Genomic DNA, 26,179 nt, shown 5'->3' with positions numbered 1-26,179 from the left:
CAGACAAAAGCCCGCTTGCGCGGGCTTTTGTTCTTGTGGCGCCAGGCTGAAAGACTGTTACTTCTGGCCTGAAGTTACCGTGACGCCGTTGCCGCCGGTGAGCGACGTTTTCTGCGCGGTGGTGGAGCTTTGGACGTCGACACCGACGTTGGCGACGCCGCTGCCCTTCTGCTGCGCGTACGGGTCGCGCGGCTTGGTACTCCCGGTTTTGCCGGTGTTGCCGGTATTGCCGGTGTTGCTCGTACCTCCCGTGCCGCCAGTGTTACCCGCGTTGCTGGTGCCACCGCCCGAGCCGGTGTTGCCGGTCGATCCCGTCGAGCCCGAGCCCGAGCCCGTGCCACCGCCGCCGGTGCCAGTGCCAGTCCCGCTACCGCTCGTACCGCCCTTGCTCGTGCCACCCTTCTTGGTCGGCGAGCTCAGGCTCGATCCCGCCGCCGATGCCGACACGCTCACGTCCGTCGAGCTTGACGTGCTGACCGCGTCCTTCTGCGTCACCGTGCCGCCAGCCACGACTGCAACCGAACCCTTGGCGCTGCCCTGCGTACCTTCCAGCGTGGTGTTGCCACCCGAGGTCAGCTTGATGTTGCCGCCACTGGAGATGCTCGAGGCAGTAGCGATATCGCTCTGCGAGTTCTGCACGCCCACGCCGACGCTTGCTTCGCCGCTGCGTTCGTCCATGGTCTTGCCACCGGTCTTCTGACCGTTGGAGCCCTTGGTGCCGCCGACATTTTCTTTCTTGCCGCCCGATGCCGCGGCACTGACATCCACCGTGGTGCTCTGGCTGGTCTGCTTGTCGCGCGCCGCGTTGAATGCGAGGTTGCCGCCGGCATTCACCGTGACATCGCCGCCGCTGGACAGCGACGTGCCCGTGAAGGTGGCATCGCCGCCGCTCTTGATCGACAGCGGTCCGCTGCCGCCCGAGATGCTGCCGGCCACATCGGTATTGCCGCTGCTGGACGCCTTGCCTACGCCGACCCCGACTTCCGCGCTGCCCTCGCCCTTGCCCGCGGTCACACCGACTTCCACGCCCACGCTCTGGCTGCTCGAGCTGCTGGTGTTCTTGGCCGCATCGAACGTGAGCTTGCCGCCCGTGGTCACGCTGGCGCCGTCCGCCGCCGCGATATTCGTGCCTTCCAGACGGGTGTCGCCCTTGGTGTTGATGCTCAGGTTGCCGCCGGCGTTGATACCACCCACGACCGCGGTGCTGCTGCTGTCGCTGGCCTTGTCGCCCTGGTAGCTGGCCCCGACACCGACGCTCTTGTTGACGATATCGACATCGACCTTGCCACCCGCGCTGGTGCTGTTGCTGGTGCTGCTCGACGTATTGGCGGCCGCGCGATAATCGAGCGAACCCGCGTTGAGCGAGACGTTCTTGCCCGCGTCGATGGTCGTGCCTTCCAGCGTGGTGGCATTGGTCGACGTGCTGGTCACATTTCCGCCAACCTTGATGTTCGATACCACCGCATTGCTGGTGTTCGACGTCGCCGCCGTCGCGTCGTGCTGATAGCTTGCGGTAATCCCGGCGCCGGCCGAGGTTTCCGTGCTCGACGGCTTGCCCGCACCGGCGCCGGCATTGGCGCTCACAGAAGCACTGGCGGAGGCTTCGGCGTACGCGCCAAGCTTGGCCGTATCGGTCGTGCTGCTCGACGAGCTATACGTCGTGTTGGCGGCCGCCTGGCTCGTGATGGTCTGCGCCGACTGCGTCAGGTTGCCACCCGCGCTGATCTGCGTGCCCACATCGTTGATGCTGTTGGTGGCTGTGCGCGTGATATTGCCGCCCGCCGAGATGCCCGACGTCACCGCGGTGGTCGAGCCATCGACATTGCTGGTGCGCGTGTTCGACCCATACAGGCCAACTTCGCCACGCGCCGATGCTTCGGCCGATGCTCCCGCCTGCGCGCCCAGACCCACGCCCGCGCCGGCTTTCGTTTCCGCGCTGGCATTGCCGCTAGCGTAGAGACCGGCCGTGGTCGTGCTGCTGCTCGAACGCGTTTCATGGACGTCGTTGACGGCCTTGAAGTTCATGTCCTTCGCATCGAGGTTCATATTGCCGCCGGAGGCGAGCTGCGAGCCCTCGAGCGTCAGGCCGTTGGTGGCCTTGACGTTGAGATCGCCGCCCGCGCTGATGCCCGAGCCTTGATGCGTGGTGTCGAGCGACGACGAGGTGCTCGTGCTGTGCTGCACGAAGTCGAGGTGATTCTCCGAGTTGGCCGACGCGCTGGCCGATGCATTGGCAGCCGCGTTCGGATTGCCCTTGCCCGCGGCCGCACCGGCACTGGCTTCCGCCTGCGCTTCGGCCTTGTTGTTGCTGCTGGCCATCAGGCCGACCGTGGTGGTGGTGCTGGTCGTGTTCGAGGTCTTCTTGTCCTCGGCCGCGAGCAGGTTCACGTTCTGCGCGTTGACCGTGGCATTGCCACCGGCCTTGACGTTCGACCCCTGCAGATTGACGTCCTGCGTGGCGTTGATCGTCGCATTGCCGCCGAAGCTCACGTTCGAGCCCACGTGCCGCAGGTCCGTGGTGTCGGTCTGCGTCTTGGTGGTGCTGCTGAACGCGAGGCCAGCCGAGCCGTTGCCATTGGCTTCCGCCGAGGCACCGGCTGCCGCCGCCGCGCTGCCACGGCCGGAGGCCGACGAAGCGGAAGCCTCCGCGCTGGCCGAGCGGTTGCCTGAGGCGCTGACCTGCAGAATGCCGCTACGCTCCGTGGTGGTATGCGTTTCGTCGTAGTTGCGGCCCGCCAGCACGTTCACGTTGGTGGCGTTGATCTGGCCGTTACCCTTGACGTCGACGTTCGAGCCCTGGACCGTGACATCGTTCTTCGCGGTCACGTTGGCATTGCCGCCCACCTGCAGATTGCTGCCAACGTTGCGCACCGAGGTCGAATCGGAGGTCACCTTGGTCGAACCGTACACCGAATTGTTATTGCCGAAGCCGCTCGAGATGCTGGTCGTATGCGTGGTCGTGGTGTTCTCGCGCGCCACGATATTGACGTTGTTGCCGGCATTCAGGTCGGCGTTGCCGCCGACCTTTGCATCGGTACCCGCGAGCGTGATGTCGTTGCCGGCCTGCGCGGACAGATTGCCGCCCACGGTCAGCCCCGACTTCACCTGTTCCACGGTGGTCGTCGTGGTCGTCGTGATGCCCTTGGCGCCTTCCGGCCCGCGGTTGGTGCCCGTCGTCGAAGTGTTCTTGTTCTCGATGGTGTCGAACGTGATGTTGTTGCCGGCCTTCAGCGACGCATCGGTGCCGGCCGTCATGGTGGCGCCGAGGTTCCTGATGTCCTTCTTCGCGTCGAGCGCCAGCGTGCCGGTGGACTGGATCGAGCCAGTCTGGCCGACCGTGGTCTGCTGGAACAGGTCGGTGGTGCCGTTGCTGGTGCTGAAGGTCTTGTTGACGATGCTGCCTTCGGTCGACGTCAGGCTGACGTTACCGCCCTTGATCACGCCCGACGTGTTGGTGATATCGCCGGTCGACGTCACCACCAGCGACTTGCCGCCGACGATGGTGCCGCCCGTGTTGGTCAGCGACGTCAGGTTCAGGTTGGCGTCCTGCGCGGAAATCACCGCGCCCGAGCTGACGGCCGCCTTGGTGCTCTGCGACAGGTACACCACCGGTGCGAGCACAGTCCTGCCGTCCACGACGGTCTGCACCATCCACACGATGTCCTGCTTCAGGTTGGCCTGCTGCTCGGGCATGAGTGCCTTGCCGAGTTCAAGGCCGAGGCTCTTGGTCTGCGCCGACGCATTGTCGAACAGACCCTGCATCTGCGCATCGGCGTTGCCATAGCTCGCCAGCATCACGTTACCGGTCTGGGCGATCAACTGCTGCTTGACGAGATAGTTCTCGTAGCTGGCATCGCCAAGGCGCAGGCCAATCTCGTCGGTGCTGTAGCCAAGCATCTTCGTGAGGTAGTCCGACCCATAGGTGGCGGTGCCACCCATATAGAGCGGATTGGTCTCCACGAGGTACTTGGCGCCCGGGTCCCGCGCCATCACAAAGAAGCCATTGGGGTTGGTCGGCAGCGGAATATTGATGCCGCCGAACGAGGTACCGTTGACGCCGTTGGCCACGTTGCCGGCCACAAACGATACGCCGCCCTTGACCGTAACGCCGCCGACGGTGGTTGCCGTCTTGCCCGACTGGTCGTTGACGCCCGAGGTGGTGCCATTGAGCGTGGTGCTGCCCACGCCATTGGTATTGCCCTTGATCGCGGTACCGATGGTGTTCGGCTTGGTCGTGCCTTCCTTCGCCGAGTTGACGTCAGTGGTGACGGCGCCTTTGTTGGTCAGCGCGATACCGTTGGCGGTCAGCGTGGTCGTGTAGATGCCCGCCTTGATCTGATTGTTCTCGCTGTACGCGAACGAGTCGCTATAGCCGCTGCCAAAGTGACAGCCAGAGTCGTAGTGGTCGCCCTCGCACAGTTCGTTCGAGTACTTCTTGGCCGGACCCAGTGCGATGTACTTGGTGTGCAGCGTGTAGTAGCGCGTGTAGTCCTTGGTCTGCAACGCCAGATTGTCGTTGGTGAACGTGGCATCGCCACCGAGCTTGAAACCATGGCCCGCGTCGTCGTAGATGCCGCGATCGCGCAACGCATTCGGGTTGGTCTGCGTGCCGTCCACCGAGAAGCCCTGCAGGGCCACGCTGCTGCCACCGTAGATCGTGCCACCGAGGTTGCTGCCGGTATGGAACGTCAGCTTGAGGTTGGTGGTGGCGAGGATCTGCGGCGAGTACGTGGGCGCCTGATCGTCCCGATAGCGCTGGTACTCGGTCCAGGTGGCCTTGTAATCCTGGAATTCGTCGAGATTGCCGCCGGCATCGCCGTCGTCGTACTCGCCGCCGTACTTGTTGGTCACCGTAGCCGAGGTGGTCCAGTAGCGTGTATCGCCACCGGCCACTTCGTTGCGGATCGTATTGGCGACGATATCGATGCTGCCGTCACTGACGATATCGCGGTTATTGACCACGGTGTTGGCGCGCAACGTCATGGCGCCGACCGCGTTGATCGTGCTGGAGTTGGTCAGCGTGCCGTTGGCCGTGACCGACAGGTTGCGGCCCGCATAGATCGCGCCGTTATTGACGAGGTTGCCCGCGCCCGCGTTGGGGCCGCCGGCCAGCGTCAGCGTGCCCGCGTTTGCCTTCACCGTGACGTCGCCGAGCGCTGCAATGCCGCCCGTGCCGCTGTTGGTGATGTTCGGCGCGGTCACGTTGAGCGCGTCGCGCGAGTACAGCAGCCCGTCGTTGGTCAGGTCGTTGCGCACCGTGATATTGCCGGTGCCGCCGGCGCCGCCCATGGCCGCCATTACGCGCGCGGTGCTGGTGGTGTCGCCGCCGAGCGTGAGCGTGGCCGCGTCGAGGTCGAGATTGCCGCCCGACGACAGCACCGCGTCCTTGTTCAGCGTGACCGTATTCATATCGATATCGACGGTCCCACCACTGACGGTCTTGCCCGACCCGATCGACAGCGTCGAATTGCCGGTGCCCTGTTGTACCGACAGCTTGCCGCCCGCCTGCACGGTGCCGTTTAGCGCCGCCGTGTAGTTGTTGGCCCCGCGCGCGCCGATATTGAGGGCGCCATTGCTGAGCAGGCTGCCGGTGGTGTTGAGTCCGCCCGTGCCGACTGCCAGCGACATATTGCCGACCGATTGCAGCGTGCCCTTGTTGGTAATCTGGTTGGCCGTGACCGTGCCCGCGCCGCCCGACGTGGCGGCCAGCGTGGTCACGCCACCCGTGTCGTTGAGGAACGTACCCGTCAGCGTGATCGTGCTGGCGGCGTTGGAGCCGCCCTGGATCGTGCCGGCGTTGTTGAGCGTATCGGCGGTCAACGACAGCTTGTCGCCGAGCAGCTTGCCGCCGCTGCTATTCGCGAGCGTGGCGCCATTGGCGGTGATGCCGAGCGTGCCGGCCGCGGCCTGAATCGTGCCGGCGTTGGTCAGCGCCGTGCCCGTGCCGAGCAGCAGCGTCAGGTCGCGCCCCGCGCGCAGTGCCGCGTTGGCCTGATTGACCAACCGCGCCATCTGCAGCGTGGCGTCCTGATTCGCCTGCAGCGTGCCATTGTTGGTCAGCGTGCCGGTCAGCGTGAGGCTGACGATGCTGCCCGCCTGCATCGAGAGCAACCACGTGCCGTTGTTGTCGAGCGAAGCGGCCGTGATATTGCTGCCGGCCTTGGCCTGGACCCAGCCGCTTTGCGCATCGCCGGGCGCTGGCGCATTGGTGATGGCGCCCGCTTTCAGCGCCAGCGTGCCGTCGCTCAGCAGATAGCCGCTGTTATCGACGTTCTCGCTGCCGTTGCCACTGCGGTCGGCGATATCGAGCTTGCTGCCCGCATTGACGGTACCGGTGTTGGTCACGGTGCCGTCGACGCGCAGCGTGGCGGTGCCGGTATCCGCGCTCACGATGCCACCATTGGTCAGCCCGGTGGCGGTGAGGTTGACGTTCGCCGCCTTGATGGCCGAGGTGGCATCGCGGTTCGTCAGGCTGCCCGCGGCCGTCACGCCGAGCGTCTGACCGGCTTGCAGCACGCCATTGCCGGTGTTGGCGACATTCCCCGCCGCGGTGATGCCGAGGTTGTTGCTGGCGTAAAGGGCGCCGCTGTTATTCACATCGCGCGCGGAAACCGCGGCATTGCCTTTCGATTGCAAGGCACCGCTATTAGTCAGATCGCCGCTCAGCGTGACGCTGTCGTTGGCGGTGGTCTGCTGAGACAGCAGCCACGTGGCGCGGTTGTCCAGCGAGCCGGCCTGAATCGTGGTGCCGGCGTTAGCCTGAATCCAGCCGGTCTGCGGATCGCCGCCATTGGTGGCGTTGGTGATCGATGCCGCCTGCATGGCGATGGTGCCATCGGACAGCATCACACCCGTGTTGTTGATGGCTTCGGTGGCGCCGCCGTGGGCGTCGGCGATGTCGAGCGTCTGGCTGGCCTGCAACGTGCCCGTGTTGGTCAGCGTGCCGCTGGCGCGCAGCATGGCCGCGCCGTGGTCGGCACTGATCAGGCCGTTGTTGGTCAGGCCCGTGCCCGCCGTCAGCGCTACCGTGTCCGCGCGCAAGGTGGCCGCGGCGGCGTTGGCGATGCTGTTGGCCGCCTTGATATCGACGGATTTCGCCTGCGTGATCGCATTGGCGGCGTTGGTGACACTGCCGGTGGCATGGATCGCCAACGCATTGGTGGCCAGCAGCGTGCGCGCATTGGTGACGTCGTGCGCGGACAGCGTGGCGTTGCCCTTCGATTGCAGCGTACCGCTGTTGGTCAGGTCACCGCTCAGCGTGATCGTGTCGTTGGCGGTCGATTGCTGCGACAGCAACACCGCGCCGGCATTGTCGAGGCTGCCTGCATCGATCCTGCTGCCGGCATCGGCCTGCATCCAGCCCGTCGACGTATTGCGGATGGCCGCGGCCTTGAGCGCGAGATCGCGATCCGCCAGCAGGTTGCCGCTATTGGTCAGCGACTGGGTGCCGGTGCCGTTGCGATCCGCGATATCGAGCGTGGTGGCGGCGTGGACCGTGCCGCTGTTGTCGATGGCGCCATCGACGCGCAGCGTCGCGGCGCCCTTGTCGGCGGTGATCGTGCCGGCGTTGTTCAACCCTTGCGCGGCGGTCAGTACGACATTGCCGCCAAGGCTTTCGATGCCTTGCGCCGCATCCTTCGCGACCGAGAGCTTGCCGACGGTCGTCAGCAGCAGATCGCCGCTGGCCTGCAATGCCGCCGGGCCGAGGTTCATATCGCCCGAGGTCGTGCTGGCTTCGAGCTTGCCCGACGACTGGAAGCGCGTGCCGGCACCCGTCGTGAGCGCGCCAAACACGCCCTGCCAGTTGCCGGCGGCGACCCACTGCGTGCCAGTGACATTGGCACCGCCGCCGATCGTCAGCTGGAGCGTGCCGCCCGCACTGCGGACGTTGTTGTTCTGAAGCGCGGCCGAGCTCGCGTTGTCGATCAGCGAAGCGGCGTTGACGGCGAGATTGCTCGCCGCCACGATCGCATTGCCATTCAGACTGACACCACCCGTCGCGGTCAGCGACGTGTCACGGCCCGACGACAGCGAGGCATTGCTCAGCGCCAGCGCCGTGGCTTCGTTGCTGGTGCTGGCCACCAGCACATCGCGCTGCGCGGAGATGCGATTCTGCAATTCGATGCGGCCCGCGGCCGACAGCGTGAAGTCATCGGCGGAGGCCGCGGCATCGCCGAGCATGCGCACGCCGACACCGGCTTCAGTGGCCGTCAGGCGAATGCGGTTGGCGTACATGCCGCCCAGCGCGGTACTGTCGATCGCATACGCGGGCGTGGTGCCGGCACCGGGCACGGCACCGGTGACCGAACGGCTGACGTAGTCATAGCGATTGGCGCCGGCCGTGATCGACAGATCCTGCGCGTTGATCGTGCCGTCGAGCTTCACGGTGCGCGCCACCAGATCGAGCATCTGCTGCGCCGTGGCGTTGAGACCGCTGCCGTTGATCAGGATATCGCCCTGATTGACGGTGAAGCCACCGAGCGAGCCGTTCGCGTTCAGATACGGCACACCGGTCGTCAGCGTGACGCGATCGGTGTTGATAAAGCCGCAGCCCGAACACGTGATGCCATACGGGTTGGCCAGAATCACGTCGGCGCGGCCGCCGAGCACTTCGGTAAAGCCGGCCAGCGTACTGCGGTTGTTCGACACCACTTCATTGAGAATCACCCTGGCGGCGTTCGTCATATTGAAGTTCGCGGTGACCTGCCCCGCCAGTTGCGACTGGTAGGCGATCTGCGCGGACGTGGTGTTGTTCAGCACCAGGCCCTTGTCGTTGACGTTGTAGCTGTTGTACCGGTTGTGCGAGAGCCCCGCCGCGTTGGCGGTATCGATATTGACGACGGTGGTGCCGTTGGGCGCCACGTAGGTGTTGGTCTTGCCGCTGGCAACCGCGACCGATTGAGCGAGTACGGTCTGCGGTATCGCCATGGCCGCGCCGCCCAGCAGGCCGCCTGCCAAGGATGCACGAAACAGCGCTCGCGCATACCGACGCTTGCCGTCACGCGTGCTCTTGGCCTTGCCGTGGCCGCGCGCCGTTTCCGCAACTGCCGTCCACGTGGCCGTGGCCGCGTTCCAGATGACTCGATAGAAATGGTTCATGGCGGGTGACCTCAGATCGATGCGGACAGTCGCAGGCTGAACAGCGTGCCTTCGCGAAATTGGGAGGACGGCGCGCGTACCGCGCGCGCGGCAAAGGCGTCGATGGCCACGGTCTTCCAGAACAGACCGATGCCTAGCGTGGCGCCCGACAGCGAACCCGACGGCACACCGGCCGCGCGGTTGGTGACATTGCCCCAGTCGAAACCTGCGTAGACGCGTCCGGCCAGCGTGCCCGTCGGGTTACCCAACATCGCCGTGGAGACCTGCCATGGCAGGCCCAGCTCGTTACGCACGAAGTAGCCGTTGTCGCCGGCCAGCGTGTAGTTCTGGAAGCCGCGCACGGACGACGGGCCGCCAATCAGGATCTGCTGCGTGCCGTACAGCGTGTCGTTGGCGGCCTGCCCGCTCAACTGCGTGGAGAAGGTCAGCGGTGTGCCCGCGAGTTCGAAGCGGCGGTTGTAGCCGAGGTCCAGCGTGAACTTGTTGAACTGCGCGTGCGGCAGGTCGCGCGGCAGATCGGAGGGATCGTGCAGCGAACCGAGCAGGTTCAGGCCCTGCACCATCGCCAGACGGCCGTTGAAGATGCCGCCGTAGACCTGCGTGAACGCGTTGACGCCCACATCGAGGAACGTCAGCGTGCGGCTGCTGACCTGCAGGAATTCACCGCCGAGCCAGTTCTTGCTCTGCTGCGTGGTCAGCCGCGCGGAGAACGCGACGCGGCTGGTCTGGTTGCGGAACACCACGCGATCGGCGCCCAGGCTCCACGTATCCATCTTGCCGGTGGCCTTGAGCGCAAGACCGCTCGGCAGACCCAGCGTGTTCGTGTAGTTGCTCTGGCTGTAGTCGACCGTAAAGGTGTTGTAGCCGAATGGCAGCTGGGCGTGCACGGCCGTGGAGTCGGACTTGTGGCCGCCATTGGCCGGGAACACCGACTGCCGGCGTGTCACCGCGAACAGTTCGTTCAGGCCCAGCAGACTGTCCAGCGTGACCGTGGCCGACGCGGCGTTGCGGCCGGTGGCATCGGTGCCAAGGTTGTCGTACGAACCGAACAGATGCACCGGGAACGATGCGTCGTTCTGCACCGCCACGACGCTCTGGCCCGGCGTACTGCCCGGGCGCAGGTCCAGCCGGGCGTTGTTGGAGCTCAGCAGATTGAGCTGATCGATGCCCTGCTCCAGATCGCGCAGATTCAGCGCGTCGCCAGGATTGCCGGGGAACGCGCCACTCGGCCAGATCGAGCCCTTCTTGCCGCCGGCCGGTCCGTTTTCGATCTCGTACCGTTCGATGCGGCCTTCCACTACGGTAATCACGAGCTTGCCGGTGCGCAGGTCCTGCGCTGGCAAATAGGCACGCGTGGTGATATAGCCGCGATCGATAAAGCTTTTGGTCAGCTGCGCGAGGATGGCTTCGATATCGGTGGCGGCGAGGCAGCGGCCAGCGAAATCGCGTGTGATATCGGCGCGCAGGAAATCGGGCACGCGCTGCGTGTCGCCAGTGATCTCGATCGTGCGGATATCGCGGCAGGCCACGCCGATATCGGGCACCTGCACCTGCGGCTTGACGGTATTGAGGTCCGTGCCACCTGGGGGCGGCAACGCGCGCAACGCGCGCTCCTGATCTTCGCGCAGGCGGTCACGCTGCTGACTCTCGATAATCTGATTCTGCCGATCGAACGCTGCGGCCGGATTGGCCTGCGCGATGGCATTGCCATGGCAGAGCGCCAGCACCGCCAGCGCGACGAGCGTGGCGGCCTGATCGGCGGCGTGTTTTGGACGTACAGACCCGTGGCGCAGGCGAGCGCCAGCAACGCTGCCTCCCGGCAGCGAAGTTGCTGATTGCATTCCGATTTTTCCCGTTTTCCCGTTGGAGCGCGCGCTTGTTGTGCCTGTTTTTTTACGTCCCGCTATGGGCACGCGCGTCTACTCTCGATTCGGTCGCGAATATAGCAAGACCTTTGTGACCCGCAGAATGCGTTTGAACGGAAAAAATGCGTGCCACGAGAGAACGTGGGTGGCTCGCAACAACACCGTCGAACCGGGGAAAGACGGTGTTGCGGCATTAGCGTAGTTGCGATATTGCCCCGCGTATTTGGTGCGACAAGTGAAATGGGCGCCGAGCCGCAACGGGTGGCAGCCTGTTCCGCAGAGGTAGACCGGATGTGGCCGAGGTAGTGAATGGGGACTCAGCGGGTCCTTTTTTAGTTCATCTCGAGCATATCGAGGCACGCCAGTGGCGCGTCACGATTAACCAGTGCCAATGCGAGGTTCGCCTTGGCGACCAGTTCGAGGGGCCGCAAGTTCTGGACATAGTGGCCATGCGTAATTCGATCCATTCCTGCGCCTGCCAGTTTGGCCGAAGTACGAAGGCTTGCTGACAGTGCCACGCTGTCGAGACGCCCACCATGGAGAATCAGGTTTCGCTGGCGGTAGAGGCGATGGAACGCTTCGCCAATAGCATCTCTGATCGTCTGTAGTTGTGATCCGGGGTTGGCAAAAAGTTTTCTCAGACGCATTACGGCCGCCTGATCGGTTGCTGCGGGCATCTCCGGGAGGCGGCCACTGATAATCAAGTTCGCCAGAATGCGTGCACGCTCCCGATTTATCGGCTGCGCATCGAGCGCGGCGCAGATCTGAGGATGCGCGGCTTGTGCGCGATACGAAAGCGTTGTGAGTTCTGCCCGAGGAAATGAGCAGGTCACCAACGAGGCTAGATTGTCAGCAGCGGTGGCACGATCACTCGGATCAGCCAGCAAACCTTCGATTGCAGCCCAGCCGCCGGCGATCGCAGCGGGCGGTGAGCTACCCTCCAAATGGGCGAGCAACTCGAGTGCGGCATCTACGCCATGACTCACGTCCGTGGAGAACACGCGATCCTCTCGGAACAACTCTTTTACTCCTACACCTCGTGAATCCTCCTTCATTGGCATGGCAGTTCTGCTACCTTTCACCCAAAGCAGCGGCACGCGCCTCAGGGCGTCACCTGTGGCTATGAGCGCCCGAGCCGAATAGCGATCGGACTCGTTTCTGGCTGCTCTTGCGGCACCGAATACGTCGCGCGCCTGTACCTTCAGCACCATACCGGCGGACGCTCGCACGCCCGCGACTTCAAAGTTCTGCTCCCTCAACCAAGCGATAACTTCTGCCGGGCGCAGCCACGACGATGGAAGCCCATTTGGCAGCGCCGGCATACTTGCAAAAGCAAGCAACACTTCAAACTCACGCCGCGGGCAATTCAACATCTCGGCTTGAATCTCGTCGCATAGCCGAGGCAGCGTGATGGGCTGCAATGCATTCACGCGGGACTTGATAAAGTCGTGCAGAAACTGCCCCGCAAAGCCAGCATCGAGGAGATATGCAGCAACACTCCGCGCAAAATGCTCAACAGTGAAGCGGCCTTCAGAAACCGCAATGCTCCATCTAGCGAGATAGTCCGCTGACACGCGCGCCGACAACTCCCTGATTCCGAAATGAGTCGCTCCATCGACCCTCGGCACCTGTTGCACTTGTTGGCGCAGGAATGCCTTTTCGGCATCAGTGAACGCCGGATGCGCACCAACGCGCCTCTGCAGTGACGATGCCATTCGTCTGACCGAGCCTTCGCTGAGATGGCCTTGGCGCATTGCGACGCAGGCCTCATAGAGTTCATCCATTGCCAGTACAACCCCGATGCCCCAAAGCGACCGGCACCACGGCCTTTGGTCGGAAAGGAATTCCAGCAAGCGGGCCACCGCGGCTCGTTCAAAAGGATTGACAATTGTGTGCATGCCGAATAGCATTTGGGTTCGACCAACCGTGGTTGGTACACCTCCTACGCGGGGCGCGACCTGCGCGGAAAGGGCAGCAACGCTGCACGATCCAACCGGCTTAAGCCCCCATCTATTGAAGGCCCCGCTAGCGCGGGGCCTTTTCTTTTGTTCTTGCGCGCCGTAGTCCAAGCATCGCCGCATTCTCCTAAAAACAAAATCGCCTCTGGGCGGCACATCCGGCAGTGAAGCGGGACGGCGCGCCGCCAGAGGCGCGGCAACGGGATTCTACGGAAAGTAGTGCCCGGAGTTTGGCTGAAAAGGTGCTTGGTTGCTGTAGATCAATTGCGCAGTGCCTCAACGCCTTGAACTTCGGCTCGCCCTCCTACGGTTCAATAGCCCATCAACGCCTTGCCGATTGTGTTGCGCAGGATTTCCGACGCGCCGCCGGCGATCTCGTAGGCTTTCGCGTCGCGCAGGTAGCGGCCATATGGCGAGTTTTCCATGACGCCATACGCGCCGCAGATCTGGATGGCCGTGCCGGCGACTTCGGTGGCCAGCGCGGCTGCCATGAGCTTGGCTTCGCTCGACAGGCGTGGCACGTCGGCCTCTCCCTGTGTGTCCAGCGCATCGGCAGCGCGATACGTCAGCAGTCTTGCCGCATCGATGCGCGTGAGCATGTCTGCGAAGTACCACTGGATGCCCTGCTTCTCGAACACCGTGCTGTCGAACACCTTGCGCTGCCGCGCGTGCGCGAGCGACTTGTCGAACGCGGCGCGGGCGATGCCCAGGCTGATGCCCGCCGCCATCGTCCGCGAGTAATTGAGCGTGGTGACAGCGGCACGAACGCCCTTTCCTTCGATGCCGATCAGATGATCGAGCGGAAGCCGCACATCGTCGAGCACGAGATTCACGTGTGGGCCGTTGCGCAGGCCGAATGTGGCCGAGTTCTCGCCGACATACGTCGATAGCCCCTTGGTATCACCGGGCAGCGCAAACGCCGACACCCCCGTGTCGGTCTCCGCAAGGATGATGAAGAACTCCGCGGCCGACCCCGAGGTGATAAACGACTTCTCGCCGTTCAGCACCCATTCGTCGCCTACCCGCTTCGCCTTGGTGTCGAGCGAGCGAATGTCGCTGCCGTGATTGGCCTCCGTCAGCGCATAGGCCGAGATCAGTCCGTCGGCGAACTTTGGCAGGTAACGCCGCTTCAGCGAGTCCGAGCCGAACAGATAGAGAATGGTCTGCGCCTGCAGGATCGTGATCAGACTGATGCCCACTGCCGCACTGGCGTACGAGGCTTCCTCGAATACTGCCAACGCGTGACGATAGCTGCCGCGGCCGCCATAGGCCTTCGGCAGGAAGATATGGTTGTAGCCGGCGCGCGCCAGCCGGCGGATCTCATCGACCGGATACACATCGTTGGCGTCGATCGCCGCCGCGTTGGGCTCGATATGCGCACGCACCAGCGTACGCAACTCATCGATGAACGTCGTCTCCACCATGTCCTGCCAGAGTCTTGCCACCATCATCGCCTCCATAATTCAACCAGTTGAATATATATTCTGCTGGTTGACATTATACGAGCCGGTCGTAGAATCCGTCCAAGCATTCACCTATAAGAAAATCAATCCGGAGACGACACCATGAAGTGGTACAGAGAACTGAGAAAGGACGAACGCCGCACGTTTATCGCAGCATTCGGCGGCTGGGCGCTGGACGGCGTGGACTTCATGATGTTCACGTTCGTGCTCGGCACCTTGATGTCGATCTGGCATATCGATCGCACACAGGCAGGGATGCTGGGCACCGTCACGTTGCTGGTGTCGGCCGTGGGCGGCTGGATGGCTGGGATTCTTGCCGACCGCTACGGCCGCGTACGCGTGATGCAGTGGACCATCCTGTGGTTCTCGGTGTGCACGTTGATGCTGGGTTTCGCCCAGAACTTCGAGCAGGCCTTCGTGCTGCGCGCACTACAGGGGTTGGGCTTCGGCGGCGAATGGGCCGTGGGCTCCGTGCTGATGGGCGAGATCGTGCGAGGCGAGCACCGTGGCAAGGCCGTCGGTACCGTACAGAGCGCCTGGGCGGTGGGCTGGGGTATCTCCGCGATCGCCTATACGGTGCTCTACTCGTTTGTCCCCGAGGAACTCGCGTGGCGCATCCTGTTCTGGATCGGTATCCTGCCCGCCCTGCTCGTGTTTTATATCCGCAAGAACGTGCCCGAGCCGCAGGTTTCCGCGAATGCGCGCGCAGCGGCGGCCGCGCGTGGCGAGCGCATACCGTTCACGCGTATTTTCTCGCCGCAGCTGCTGCGGATCACGCTGCTCACGTCGTTGCTCTGCACTGGCGTGCAAGGCGGCTACTATGCGATCACGATCTGGCTGCCGACGTTCCTTCGCACGAAGTATCACCTGTCCGTGCTCGATACCGGCGGCTATCTGATGGTGGTCATCGTCGGCTCGTTCACGGGCTATATCGTCGGCGCCTATCTGACCGACTGGTGGGGCCGCCGCGCCAACCTCTATGTGTTCACCGTGCTGTCCGGCATCTCGGTCTGGTTCTATAGCCAGTACGACATCAGCAACAGCCAGATGCTGCTGCTTGGCTTTCCGCTCGGATTTGCGGCGTCGGGCATCTACAGCGGTCTGGGATCGTTCCTGACCGAGCTGTTTCCGGCGTCCGTGCGTGCCAACGGACAAGGCTTCGCCTACAGCTTTGGACGCGCGGTCGGCGCGCTGTTTCCGACGCTGGTCGGACACCTCAGCGAACGAATCGGCCTCGCGGGCGCCATTGGCGCGTTTGCTGGGGGTGCCTATGTGCTGGTCCTGATCGCGGCGACGTTGCTGCCGGAAACACGCGGTAAGGATATTGGCGGCACGGACAGTGGAAGTGCGGATAGCCCAACGGACAGCCAAACCAAGCGCGAGGCTGTGCCGGCGTCCGCCGAATAAGCCAGTATCGTGCCTTCGCTCAGGCGCTGCGCGCCTCGAATGCGGAGCGCCAGTTCCGCGTGAAGGCAGTGACCATCTTCGCGTAGCGATCCAGCACGGGCTCGATACGCGAAGACGGTCCGGCGATGGCCACCGCGTAATACTCCTTGCCAATGCGCATCGCATCGGCCACCGCGCTCACATCGTCGAAGTATTCGCCCTGGCTCATGTACCAGCCCCGTGATTGGCTGTCTTCCAGATCCTTCAATAGCCCCGCACGCGTGGTGATCGACTTCTTGCCACGCTTGACGAACTTGACCCCGGCGAGCAATGCCTCACGCTCGTCCGGCGTCATCGTTCCGAGCAGCGCCTTGCCCACCGCGCTGGCATAGAGCGGGCGACTGTCGCCCACGCGCACGATAAAACGAATGCTCTGCTCGCTCTCGAGCACCTCCACATAGGTGGCGTGATCGCCGGTGAGTTTCGCGAGCACCACGGTCTCTTCGCATTTATCGCGCATCTCCGCGAGTTGCGGCACCACCCAGTCCGGCAACGGATCGAACTCTTCGATCGCACTTGCCAGATGCCCGAGCAGGCGCGTCATGTAATACCCGCCCTGAGTCTTGCTTTCCATCAGGTAGCCGCGCGCCTCGAGCGTCTTCACCAGCCCATGGCAGCTCGACAGCGGCATGCCTGTCGCCTTGGCCAGCACGGATACCGACATCGGGCGACGCTCGCGCGCGAAGATTTCGATGATGTCCAGGGTGCGGCCAGCGGCGGGTACGGTCATAAGCGTGCGGGTTGAAGTAGCGGATGGCGGAATGATAGCGGATCGACAATCAATGCCCCGCCACCCGCACGTCGACGGTGACGGCGGAGTTCTTGGGCAAGCGGAAACGTTGCACTTTCTGCGTGGGTGTCTTGGGAATCTCCACCACGAACTCGAGGTAGCGCGGAACCATATGGCGCGGCAGTGCACCACGCAGATAGGTCATGAGCGCACCGGCATCAAAGCCGTCGCGCTGCACGATCACGAGCTTGACCTCCTCCTCGAGGATGTCGTCAGCCACGCCTACCGCCGCGCAATCGGCAATGTGCGCGAACTTGAGCGCGGCCAACTCGATCTCCACCGGCGAGATCATTTCGCCGCCCCGACGGATCAGCTCTTTCTTGCGGCCTTCGAAGTACAGATAACCGTCGTCGTCGAAGCGGCCGAGGTCCCCGGTGTGGAACCACAGGTTGTCCATGGCGCCCAGCGTTTCCTCCGGTTTGCGGAAGTATCCGGTGGTCATCACGTACGGCTCTCGCGGTCGCACCGCAATTTCTCCGATTTGCCCAGGCGGCAAAATGCGATCGCCTTGACCCAGCACTACCACGTCGAAATCGTCGCGCGCCGTGCCGACCGAGCCAAAACGGTAGCGCTCCTTCGCGTTGATGGTGACCAGGCCGCCGGTCTCCGTCATGCCGTACAACTCGTGCACCTGCACCGGCAGCAGGCCATCGAGCCGTTCCCATACCGCGCGCGGCGCGCCCCCGCCCACGCACCAGCGCAAGGTGCTTTGCACCGGCGCCGACCACTCCTTGGCCAGAATACTGAGCACTGTACCCACATACGTGAAGCCAGTGGCCTGGAAATGCTCGGCCTGCCGCAGGAACTTCGATGCCGAGAACTTGGGCACGATTGCCACACTGCAGCCCACGGTCAGTGCGGACATCACCGAATACATCTGCGGATTGGCATGGTGTAGCGGCAGGAAGGTCAGGATGCGATCGTCGCGGGTGATGCCGATGGCCTGCGTCACCTTCTCGCCGGCCGCCAGATACGACCGGTTGGGAATGACCACGCCTTTTGGCAGCCCCGTGGTCCCCGACGTGTAGAGAATGGCGGCCGGCGTGTTGTCTTCCACGTCGATCGGCGTGGCGCGCGCGCAGTGCTCCACCGCATGCAGATAGGCCGTCTCATCGGCGAAGGCGCACACGTCGATATGGCTATCCCGCAGCTCGGCGGCGAAGTGCGTCTGTTCGGATTGCTCGCAAAACAGGAAACGAGATTCGCTCTGTTGCGCGATATAGCGCAGCGGATCGCCGAACGACTCGTGGCTTACCGGCACCGCCACCGCACCGCGTGCCAGCAATGCGAACCACGTGAACAGGAACAAGGGACGGTTGCCGATCGCCACCATCACATGATCGCCGCGTTGCACACCCAGTTGCTCCATCCACGTAGCGCCACGCAACGCCACGTCCGCCACTGCGGCGAACGACCAGCGCTGGTCTTCGTAGAGCAGGAATGGCGCGTCGGCATGGGTGTGGGCGATGTGCAGCAGGCGAGAAATCATGACGTCTCCAGTTTCAGTATATTGAATGTTTAATCAGCCGGTTGACATTGTAAGGTGTGAGACTAGAATTCGGAAGCGGCAGACAACACACAACAAAGGGGACAGTTCCATGGCAACACGCTGGAAGCGCCGGCCTGAGGGCTCGACGTGGGGAGACTTTGGAGAAGACGATCAACTGGGTCGGCTCAACCTGCTGACGTCCGAGAAAGTGAAAGCGGGCATTGCGGAGGTCAAGGAGGGGCTGTCGTTCTGCCTCAGCATGCCGCTCGATTTTCCCGGCGGCGCCGTGCTCAATCCACGCCGGCATCCACCGCGCGTCTCGCCGACGCTGCAGGATGGATGCCCGTGCCTGAACTTTCCGCTGGCGCGACTCGACGCGCGCAATACGGACGTGCTCAGCGACGATCAGGTCACGCTTGCGCTGCAGTACTCCACGCAATGGGATTCGTTCGCTCACGTCGGTGCGTTCTTTGACGTGGAAGACAATGGCGTCCGGCAAAAGGTCTATTACAACGGCTACCGCGCCAACGAGCATGTGGTGGGGCCACGCGATTACCGGCCCGAGGGCGATGTCGATGTCGATGGCCCGTACGGCGCGCATGCGCTTGGCGTGGCCAACATGGCACGGAAGGCCATCCAGGGCCGCGCGGTCATGATCGACCTGAAGAAGCATTTCGGGCTCGAGCGTCACTACGTCGGCTACGACAACCTCATGCGCGTGCTCGACCGGGACCGCATCGAGGTAACGCCCGGCGACATGCTGTTGTTCCGCACGGGCTTTACCGAAGTGCTGGTTGGCATGAACCGCAATCCTGACGGCGACGTACTGGCGCGCACGGCGGCCGTGCTCGATGGACGCGATGACGCGTTGCTGCAGTGGATCTCCGATAGTCAGGTTGCCGCGCTGTGCGCCGACAACTACGCCGTGGAGGGGTTGCCGGCGCTGGAGAGGACGCTGGGTCAGCGCCCCGCGCTCCCCTTGCATCAGCACTGCCTGTTCAAACTCGGCGTGCCGCTGGCGGAGCTATGGTGGCTGGCGGAACTGGCGGAGTGGATGCAGGCGCATGACCGGCATGCGTGTCTGCTGACGGCACCGCCGCTTTACCTGCCGGGCGCGGTCGGCTCGCCGGTGACACCGGTTGCGACCGTATAAGCGTCAGCGCGTACGACTACAACAAAAAACACGGAGACAACCATGCACCAGCAAGCCATTCGCGCTTGCCTGGCGGCGGCCGCCTGCGCGGCCGCGATGTTGCTGCCTCAGCAGGCGGCAGCACAGCCAGGCGACTACCCCAACAAGCCCATTCGCATGATCGTAGGATTTCCGCCCGGTGGGCCCACCGATATCGTGGCACGCGTCATCGGTCAGGCCCTCGGCGAGAAGCTCGGACAATCGATCGTGGTCGAGAACCGTCCGGGCGCGGGCGGCAATATCGCAAGCGAGGCCGTGGCCAAGGCGCCGGCCGATGGTTATACGCTGCTCTACAACACGTCGTCGATCACGATCGCGCCGTGGGTCTATGCGCGCGTGGGCTTCGATCCGCTCAAGGATTTCGCGCCGGTGGCCCTCACCGCGGAGATGCCGCTGGTGCTGATGACCAATCCGAAGGTCTCCGCGCGCACGCCGAAAGAGCTCGTGCAATTGATCAAAAGCCAGCCAGGTCAATTCAACTATGGTTCGTCAGGGACCGGAGCCATCGAGCATCTCACGTCGGCGCAGTTCACCTCCGAGTTCCAGCTCAAGGCCACGCATGTGCCCTACAAAGGCACCGCACCAGCGCTGGTCGACTTCCTTGCCGGCCAGACGCAGTTCATGATGACGACGTTGAACACCGCGCTGCCTTATATCCGCGACGGACGCCTCAAGGCGCTGGCGGTCACGTCGCACAGCCGCACCGCGACGCTGCCGGACGTACCCACGCTCGCGGAAGCGATGTCAACGAACTTCGCTTCCACCGCCTGGCAAGGCATCGTCGCCCCCGCGAACACGCCGCCTCCTGTGGTAGAAAAGCTGAACGGTGCCATCAATGCCGTACTGAAAAACCCAGGTGTACGTAAAGTCCTCGCCGAACAAGGCGTCGACGCCCTCGGCGGCTCCGCCGCGCAATATGGGGCCTTTATCCAGTCCGAGTACAAGCGATGGGAAGGCGTGGTGAAAGCCTCCGGAGCGCGCGTCGAATGAGAGAGCGACAGATCAGGCGCGAGCAGCGCCCTCACCCACACTGAGCGTCAGCATATCCGCTGAATGCCTGAACACCTTGCGTGGGCTCGATGACAGGAGTGCGTCGAGGTCGGTGTAGCCCCACGCTACCGCGCCGAACGAGACGCCGGCGCGGGCTGCTGCTACGGCGTCGCGGATTTCGTCGCCGATGTAGATGATCTGGTCCTTCGCGACCTGCGTGGTCTTGACCACGCGGCGCAGGCGGTGGGCTTTGCCGAACAGGGCGACGCCGCACTCGACTGCCGTGAGGCGCTGCATCAGCGCCGCGCCCAGCACGGCCTGCACATTGGCGCTCGAGTTGGAGGTGGTGACGGCCACGTCCACGCGCGCGTCCAGCATCTGGTGCAGGACCTCATCGATACCCGGGAACAATCGCACCTCGCCGATACGCGACTGCATGATGGCGCGGAAGTCGGCCAGCACGGCGGGCACCTTCCATAGCGGCAATTGCAGCTCGCGCAGAACGTCCTGCGCGCTCAGCCGGCGCAGGCGTGGCCGTTCGGCTTCCGCTACCTCACGGAAGCCGTGCTTGCGGGCAAGCCCGTTGAGAACTTCCGCGAACAGGGGATAGGTATCGGCGAGCGTGCCGTCGAAGTCGAAGATCGCAAGGCGGACAGACATGGATACATCGCTCCTTGAAGGGGATCGCTAGTGCCCGGGTTGCCCCGGTGAGGCTTGCGCGTCGAGCGCCATGCCCTTGGTTTCCGGTAGCAGCAGCACCATGACGAACACCACGCCGTAGGCGGCACCGGCGAAGATCGCGATGGCCGTGGCGAGGGAGGTGGAATGGCTCAGCATGCCAACGAGGCCTGGGAACAGTGCGCCGATACCGCGTCCGAAATTGTAAGTGAAGCTCTGCCCGTTCGCGCGGCAGGTGGACGGGTACAACTCGCTGAGGTACGCCCCCAGCCCGCTGAAAATGCCACATGACGAAAAACCCAGCGGAAAGCCCAGCCACAACATCTGCGCATTCGACAGCGGCAGGCTCAGGTACACCCACACCGACACCATACATAGCGCCGCGAAGAACACGAAGTTGCGCCGGCGGCCCCAAAAGTCCACCAGAAAGGCGCCGACGATATATCCGCACAGCGACCCGCCGATGATCACGAGCAGATAGCCGCTGGTGTCGAGCACCGAGAGCTGGCGCTCGAGCTTGAGGTAAGCCGGCAGCCACGTGGCCATCGCGTAATAGCCGCCTTGAATGCCGGTGCACAGCAGCGCACCGAACAGCGTCCGTCGCAACAACGGCGGTGAAAAAATGACCCATATCGACTGTGCCCCGCCGGCACGCCCACGCTCGCCCGCCCGCGCGCGCGCGGCCTTCACTGCCACCTCGGGCTCAGTGACATAACGGCGCACATACAACACGAGCAGCGCGGGCAGGATGCCGACCCAGAACAGGCAGCGCCATGCAATCGCTTCGGGTAAGAACGAGAACGCGAGGCTATAGAGGATCGCCGCAACACCCCAGCCGATCGCCCAGCCGCTCTGCACCAGCCCCACGGCCTTGCCACGATGCTTCGCGGGGACGATCTCGCCGATCAGCACGGCGCCGACCGCCCACTCGCCACCAAAGCCAAGCCCCTGCAGCGCGCGCAGCACGAAGACCTGCTCGAAGTTCTGCGCGAAGCCGATGGCCAGCGTGCACACCGAGAACCACAGGATCGTGCCTTGCAGCACGATCACACGCCCATAGCGATCCGCCAGAATGCCGGCAACCCAGCCACCGATCGACGAGAACAGCAGCGTGATGGTGCCGAGCAAGCCGGCCTGGCCGCGATCGAGATCCCACAGATGAATCAGCGTCGCAAGCACGAAGCTGAAGATCATAAAGTCGAACGCGTCGGTCGCCCAGCCCGCGAACGAGGCGGTGAACGCGCGCCGCCCCTTCTGGTCAAGTTCCTTGTACCAGCCCAATGCCGTGCTCCCCTTGACGGCGTTTTCATCCACCCGCGTTGTCGTCACAGTTCCTCGCTGTTGTGGCTTCGATTGCCGACCCGCATGGTAGTCGTTATGGACTGAACGTTCAATAATTAAAAATTGAGCGCGAGAGCGTGAGGGAGTTACCCGGGGTATCCGACGGTGCGCCCCGCCAGCGCGCGACGCACCACATCGGGCGTGGCCGGCGCCTCGTACACCCGCACGCCGATGGCATCGCGCAACGCATTGAGAATCGCCGCGGCGGTCGGCACCAGGGCCGGTTCGCCGATGCCCTTCGCGCCATAAGGCCCCAGCGCCGTCGGCGCTTCGATAAAGATCGCCTGCACCTCGGGCATGTCGTGCACGGTCGGAATCAGATAGTCGTGCAGGTTGTTGCCACCGCCGGGATGATATTTCTCCATCAGCGCCAGCCCCACCCCTTGCGCCACCGCGCCTTCAACCTGCCCTGCAAGCAGCGTCGGATTGACCATGCGGCCAACGTCATGCGCGGCCACGACCTTCTTCACGCGCACGCGGCCGGTGTCGCAGTCCACGACCACTTCCGCGAATTGCGCGCCGAATGCATACGTCGCATACGGGCTGCCCTGCCCTTCGTCATCGAGCACGGTGATCGGCGGATCGAAACTTTCCTCGGCCGCAACGGCATAACCATGCTCGTCCACCGGCAGCGTGCTGAGGTCGAGCGTGCGGCCGTTGACGGCAACGCCGTGCGCCCCCTTGCTGATCACCGCATCGCCTTCCGCGCCCGCCAATGCGAGCAACCGCGCCCGCAGTGCGGTACCTGCGAGGTATGCGGCGCGACCGGTGATAAACGTCTGCCGCGAGGCCGAAGTGCGACCGCAATCGGGTGTCAGATGCGTATCCGGTCCAACAAAATGCAAAGCGGCCACCGGCACGCCCAGCGCATCGGCCGCAATCTGCGGAATGACCGTGTTCGCGCCCTGCCCGGCGTCGACGGCGCCCTGATGCAGCACCACGGTGCCATCAGGCCGCACGCCGAAGCGCACCGTCGACGGGTTCGGCAGCGCGGTGTTGCCGCAACCGTAGAAGAACGCGGCAATGCCGACGCCGTGGCGCAGATGCGCGGGCGCTGCCGCATTGAGCGTGGCCACACGCGCCTGCGCTGCCTTCCACGCTGGCCGCAGCGCATCGAGGCAAGCCAGCAGGCCGACGCTGTCGTCGAGCACCTGCCCGGTGGGAATGCAGTCGCCGGGCCGCAACGCGTTGTGCGCACGGAATTCGAGCGGATCGAAGCCCGCGCGCCGCGCCAGCTCGTCGATCAATTGCTCCTGCGACATCGTCGTCTGCGGCACGCCAAAGCCGCGAAACGCGCCGGCCGGCGTAACGTGCGTGTGGATCGCGCGGGTGCGCGCGCGGTAATGCGGCAGCACGTAAGGCCCGCCCGCATGCACGGGCACGCGGTTCGCCACCGCGGTGCCCCACGACGCGAACGCGCCCGTATTGAAGTCGGCTTCGAAGTCCACCGCACACAGCTTGCCGTCGGCATCGGCGCCCATCGTGGAAACCATGCGGCCCGGATGACGCTTGGTCGAGGTGGCCATCGACTCCTCGCGCGTAAGCGCCATCGCGACGGGCCGGTCGACATGCCATGCGGCCAACGCAAGCAACGGTTGGACGGTCATATCGAGCTTGCCGCCAAAGCCACCGCCAACCGCCGTCGCCACCACGCGCACGCGCTCGGGCACCACGCCAAGGATGCGCGCCAGATCACCACGATGCGGATGCGGAGCCTGCGTCGATGAGTGGACCTCGATCATATCGCCGCCCATATTGCCGCCCATGTCGCCTGGACCCGCTACACGGCGCGCCCAGCCTGCTTCCGGTTCGAGGTACGCGTGTTCAACAAAGCTCGATTCGAACGTCGCGCTGACCACGTGTGTCGCGTGCTTCAGCGCGTCGGTGGTATCGCCACGGCGCACGAAGCCTTGAATCAGCAGGTTGCCGGGCCGTTCGGCGTGCAATTGCGGACTGTCGTCGCGCGTCGCCTCGGGCACCGTCAATACCGGCGTCAGCGGTTGCCATGTCACCGGAAAATCGCCGCGCTCGCTCAGGTCGAGCCCTTCCATCGCATCGCGTTCACCGACGACCAGCGCCACCGCCTCGAGAAAGTGGCGCGCCTCATCGCGGGGCAATACCGGTTGGTCCGCATAGGGCCCGGCCACGCCGTGCAGGTTGATGCCCGGCACATCGGCATGCGTGAGCACGCGATACACACCGGGATGGCGCGCGACAAACGTCTGCACCGCGGCAGCGTCGCCAAGCGTAAAGCGCGCGCGATGATACGGACTGCGGACCGCACGCACGACGAGACTGCCCACCGGATAGCCGTCGGCGCCGAAGCATTGCGAACCATCGACCTTCTCGGGGCCGTCCAGCCGCGTCAGCGGCACGCCCACCGCATGGCTGCCGGGCGTCTGGCGCGTGCACGGCCGGGCCGCGCCGCCGCAGCCGACCTCGGCCACGGCGTCGATGATCTTCTGGTAACCGGTACAACGGCACAAGACCCCATCGATCGCGGCCCGCGCGGTGGCGCGATCAGTCACGCGGCCTGCGTCGATGGCGGCGGCCGCAGTGGTCAGCATGCCGGGCGTGCAGAATCCGCACTGCACGGCTTGATGCGCAAGCAATGCCGATTGCAGGCGGCTGCCGCATTGCGTGCCGGTGGCCAGGCCTTCCACGGTGACGACGCTACGGCCGATGAGCTGGCCCGCCGGAATCAGACACGCATAACGTGGCTCGCCATCGACAAGTACCGTGCAGCTGCCGCAATCGCCCTGGCGGCAGCCTTCCTTGGTGCCGAACAGGCGCAGGTCCGAACGCAGGAAGTCGAGCGCGCGGCGCGAAAGGTCGTCAGGCAGCGGATGTTGGGTACCGTTGATCTCCACCCAATGGGCCGACGTAACCGGCTCGGGCAATCTGGACACCGTAGGCGCCGTTGCTCCGATCTCCGCTACCAGCGGATCGTCAAACGAAAGATGCGCCATGGTGGGACTCCTCCAGGCAGGATGTCAGTGCACGGGCAATGGCCACGCGCACCAGCGCAGTGCGATGCGCGGCGGTGCCACGCCCATCGTCGATCGGCGCCAGCTCTGGCAGCGGCGCGCTTGCAACGCTCTCGACGCTACCAACGATCGCAGCCAACGCATCGATGGGCCGCCCCATCAGCGCCGCCTCGATCGCATGCATGCGCCGTGCCACCGGCGACGCACCACCAACGACCACGGCGATCTCGGCAATACGACTGTTGTCGCCCACGCGCACATGGACCGCGGCGGACACCACCGCCAATGCCGAACCGTCGCGGTTCGTGCATTTGATAAACGCGGTGCGGGCGTCGTCGCGTGGCAAAGCGAACTCGATCGCCACCAGCAGTTCGTCCGGATGCAGCGCAATGTCGCGCGGTCCGGTTACGAATGCGAGCAACGGCAGGCGACGCCCCCCACGCGCGCTGGCCAACTCCACCTGCGCATCGAGCGCCAGCAACGGCGGCATGCCATCCGCCACCGGCGACGCATGGCAAAGGTTGCCGCCCAGCGTGCCCTGCACGCGGATCTGCCGCGACCCTACGCCTTGCGCGGCCTGCCGCAGCGAAGCCGGCAACCACGACGTGGCAAGAATATCTTCCCAACTGGCCGCAGCGCCGATCCTGACCGTCCGGCCATCGCGCGCGATGCGTCGCAGTGCCTCGATCCGGCTGATATCCACCCAGTCGAAAGCCGCCGGCACCAGCGCCGCCTCGGCGAAGCAATCCGTCGCGCCACAGACGATGCGTCGATGGCGCCCATCATGTGGGTTGCGTTCTGCAAGCCTGGCGAGCGCTTCGTCGCAGGTCGTGGCACGAAAATAAGTCATCGCGGCATGCTACCGAAAATGCCCTGCTTCT

General features: G+C 64.3%; 13 protein-coding genes. 3 read left to right on the top strand and 10 right to left on the bottom strand.

The annotated features are described in order from the left end of the window. Window positions 1-57 precede the first annotated feature (57 nt). From LDO41_RS04115 to LDO41_RS04100, 4 genes are all read right to left on the bottom strand, one after another. Window positions 58-9,099 (bottom strand): hemagglutinin repeat-containing protein, encoded by a 9,042-nt coding sequence (locus LDO41_RS04115; RefSeq protein ID WP_223982195.1) that lies wholly within the window; start codon window positions 9,097-9,099, stop codon window positions 58-60. An 11-nt stretch (window positions 9,100-9,110) separates the two neighbouring features. Next, window positions 9,111-10,940: a ShlB/FhaC/HecB family hemolysin secretion/activation protein gene (locus tag LDO41_RS04110; protein ID WP_223982193.1), complete on the bottom strand. Its 1,830-nt coding sequence runs from the start codon at window positions 10,938-10,940 to the stop codon at window positions 9,111-9,113. Between the two features lie 356 nt (window positions 10,941-11,296). Continuing rightward, entirely contained in the window at window positions 11,297-12,874 is a 1,578-nt protein-coding gene (locus tag LDO41_RS04105) for an integrase (RefSeq protein WP_223982189.1), read from the bottom strand. Window positions 12,875-13,233: 359 nt separating this feature from the next. Continuing rightward, window positions 13,234-14,370 (bottom strand): acyl-CoA dehydrogenase family protein, encoded by a 1,137-nt coding sequence (locus LDO41_RS04100; protein WP_223982187.1) that lies wholly within the window; start codon window positions 14,368-14,370, stop codon window positions 13,234-13,236. 117 nt (window positions 14,371-14,487) lie between these two features. Between LDO41_RS04100 and LDO41_RS04095 the strand changes: the two genes are divergently transcribed. Continuing rightward, window positions 14,488-15,792 (top strand): MFS transporter, encoded by a 1,305-nt coding sequence (locus tag LDO41_RS04095; protein WP_223982185.1) that lies wholly within the window; start codon window positions 14,488-14,490, stop codon window positions 15,790-15,792. Between the two features lie 19 nt (window positions 15,793-15,811). Here the strand turns inward: LDO41_RS04095 and LDO41_RS04090 are convergent, their stop codons facing one another. Then, window positions 15,812-16,561 (bottom strand): IclR family transcriptional regulator, encoded by a 750-nt coding sequence (locus LDO41_RS04090; protein WP_223982183.1) that lies wholly within the window; start codon window positions 16,559-16,561, stop codon window positions 15,812-15,814. A gap of 49 nt (window positions 16,562-16,610) precedes the next feature. Then, window positions 16,611-18,110, bottom strand: coding sequence for a class I adenylate-forming enzyme family protein (locus LDO41_RS04085; RefSeq protein ID WP_223982181.1), 1,500 nt, complete (start codon window positions 18,108-18,110; stop codon window positions 16,611-16,613). Window positions 18,111-18,219: 109 nt separating this feature from the next. On the opposite strand from LDO41_RS04085, the gene LDO41_RS04080 reads away from it, so the two are divergent. Together LDO41_RS04080 and LDO41_RS04075 are read left to right on the top strand one after the other, a co-directional pair. Next, entirely contained in the window at window positions 18,220-19,263 is a 1,044-nt protein-coding gene (locus LDO41_RS04080; RefSeq protein WP_223982179.1) for a cyclase family protein, read from the top strand. Between the two features lie 42 nt (window positions 19,264-19,305). After that, window positions 19,306-20,292, top strand: a complete 987-nt coding sequence (locus tag LDO41_RS04075; RefSeq protein ID WP_223982177.1) for a Bug family tripartite tricarboxylate transporter substrate binding protein — start codon at window positions 19,306-19,308, stop codon at window positions 20,290-20,292. 12 nt (window positions 20,293-20,304) lie between these two features. Here the strand turns inward: LDO41_RS04075 and LDO41_RS04070 are convergent, their stop codons facing one another. The 4 genes from LDO41_RS04070 to LDO41_RS04055 all read right to left on the bottom strand — a co-directional run bounded on the left by LDO41_RS04070 (window position 20,305) and on the right by LDO41_RS04055 (window position 26,148). Further along, complete coding sequence (locus LDO41_RS04070; RefSeq protein ID WP_223982175.1) at window positions 20,305-20,952, bottom strand: HAD hydrolase-like protein; 648 nt, start codon at window positions 20,950-20,952, stop codon at window positions 20,305-20,307. 27 nt (window positions 20,953-20,979) lie between these two features. Then, window positions 20,980-22,299 (bottom strand): MFS transporter, encoded by a 1,320-nt coding sequence (locus tag LDO41_RS04065; RefSeq protein WP_377740596.1) that lies wholly within the window; start codon window positions 22,297-22,299, stop codon window positions 20,980-20,982. Window positions 22,300-22,397: 98 nt separating this feature from the next. Next, entirely contained in the window at window positions 22,398-25,280 is a 2,883-nt protein-coding gene (locus tag LDO41_RS04060) for a molybdopterin-dependent oxidoreductase (RefSeq protein ID WP_223982173.1), read from the bottom strand. Continuing rightward, window positions 25,261-26,148, bottom strand: coding sequence for an FAD binding domain-containing protein (locus tag LDO41_RS04055; protein WP_223982170.1), 888 nt, complete (start codon window positions 26,146-26,148; stop codon window positions 25,261-25,263). The genes LDO41_RS04060 and LDO41_RS04055 overlap by 20 nt, the downstream gene beginning before the upstream one ends. Between the last annotated feature and the right edge of the window lie 31 nt (window positions 26,149-26,179).

Origin of the sequence: Cupriavidus pampae, from assembly GCF_914271485.1 — a bacterium.
Taxonomy (GTDB): Bacteria; Pseudomonadota; Gammaproteobacteria; order Burkholderiales; family Burkholderiaceae; genus Cupriavidus; species Cupriavidus pampae.
Note: the sequence above shows the minus strand (reverse complement) of the source record. Positions and strands in the feature narration are given on the sequence as shown.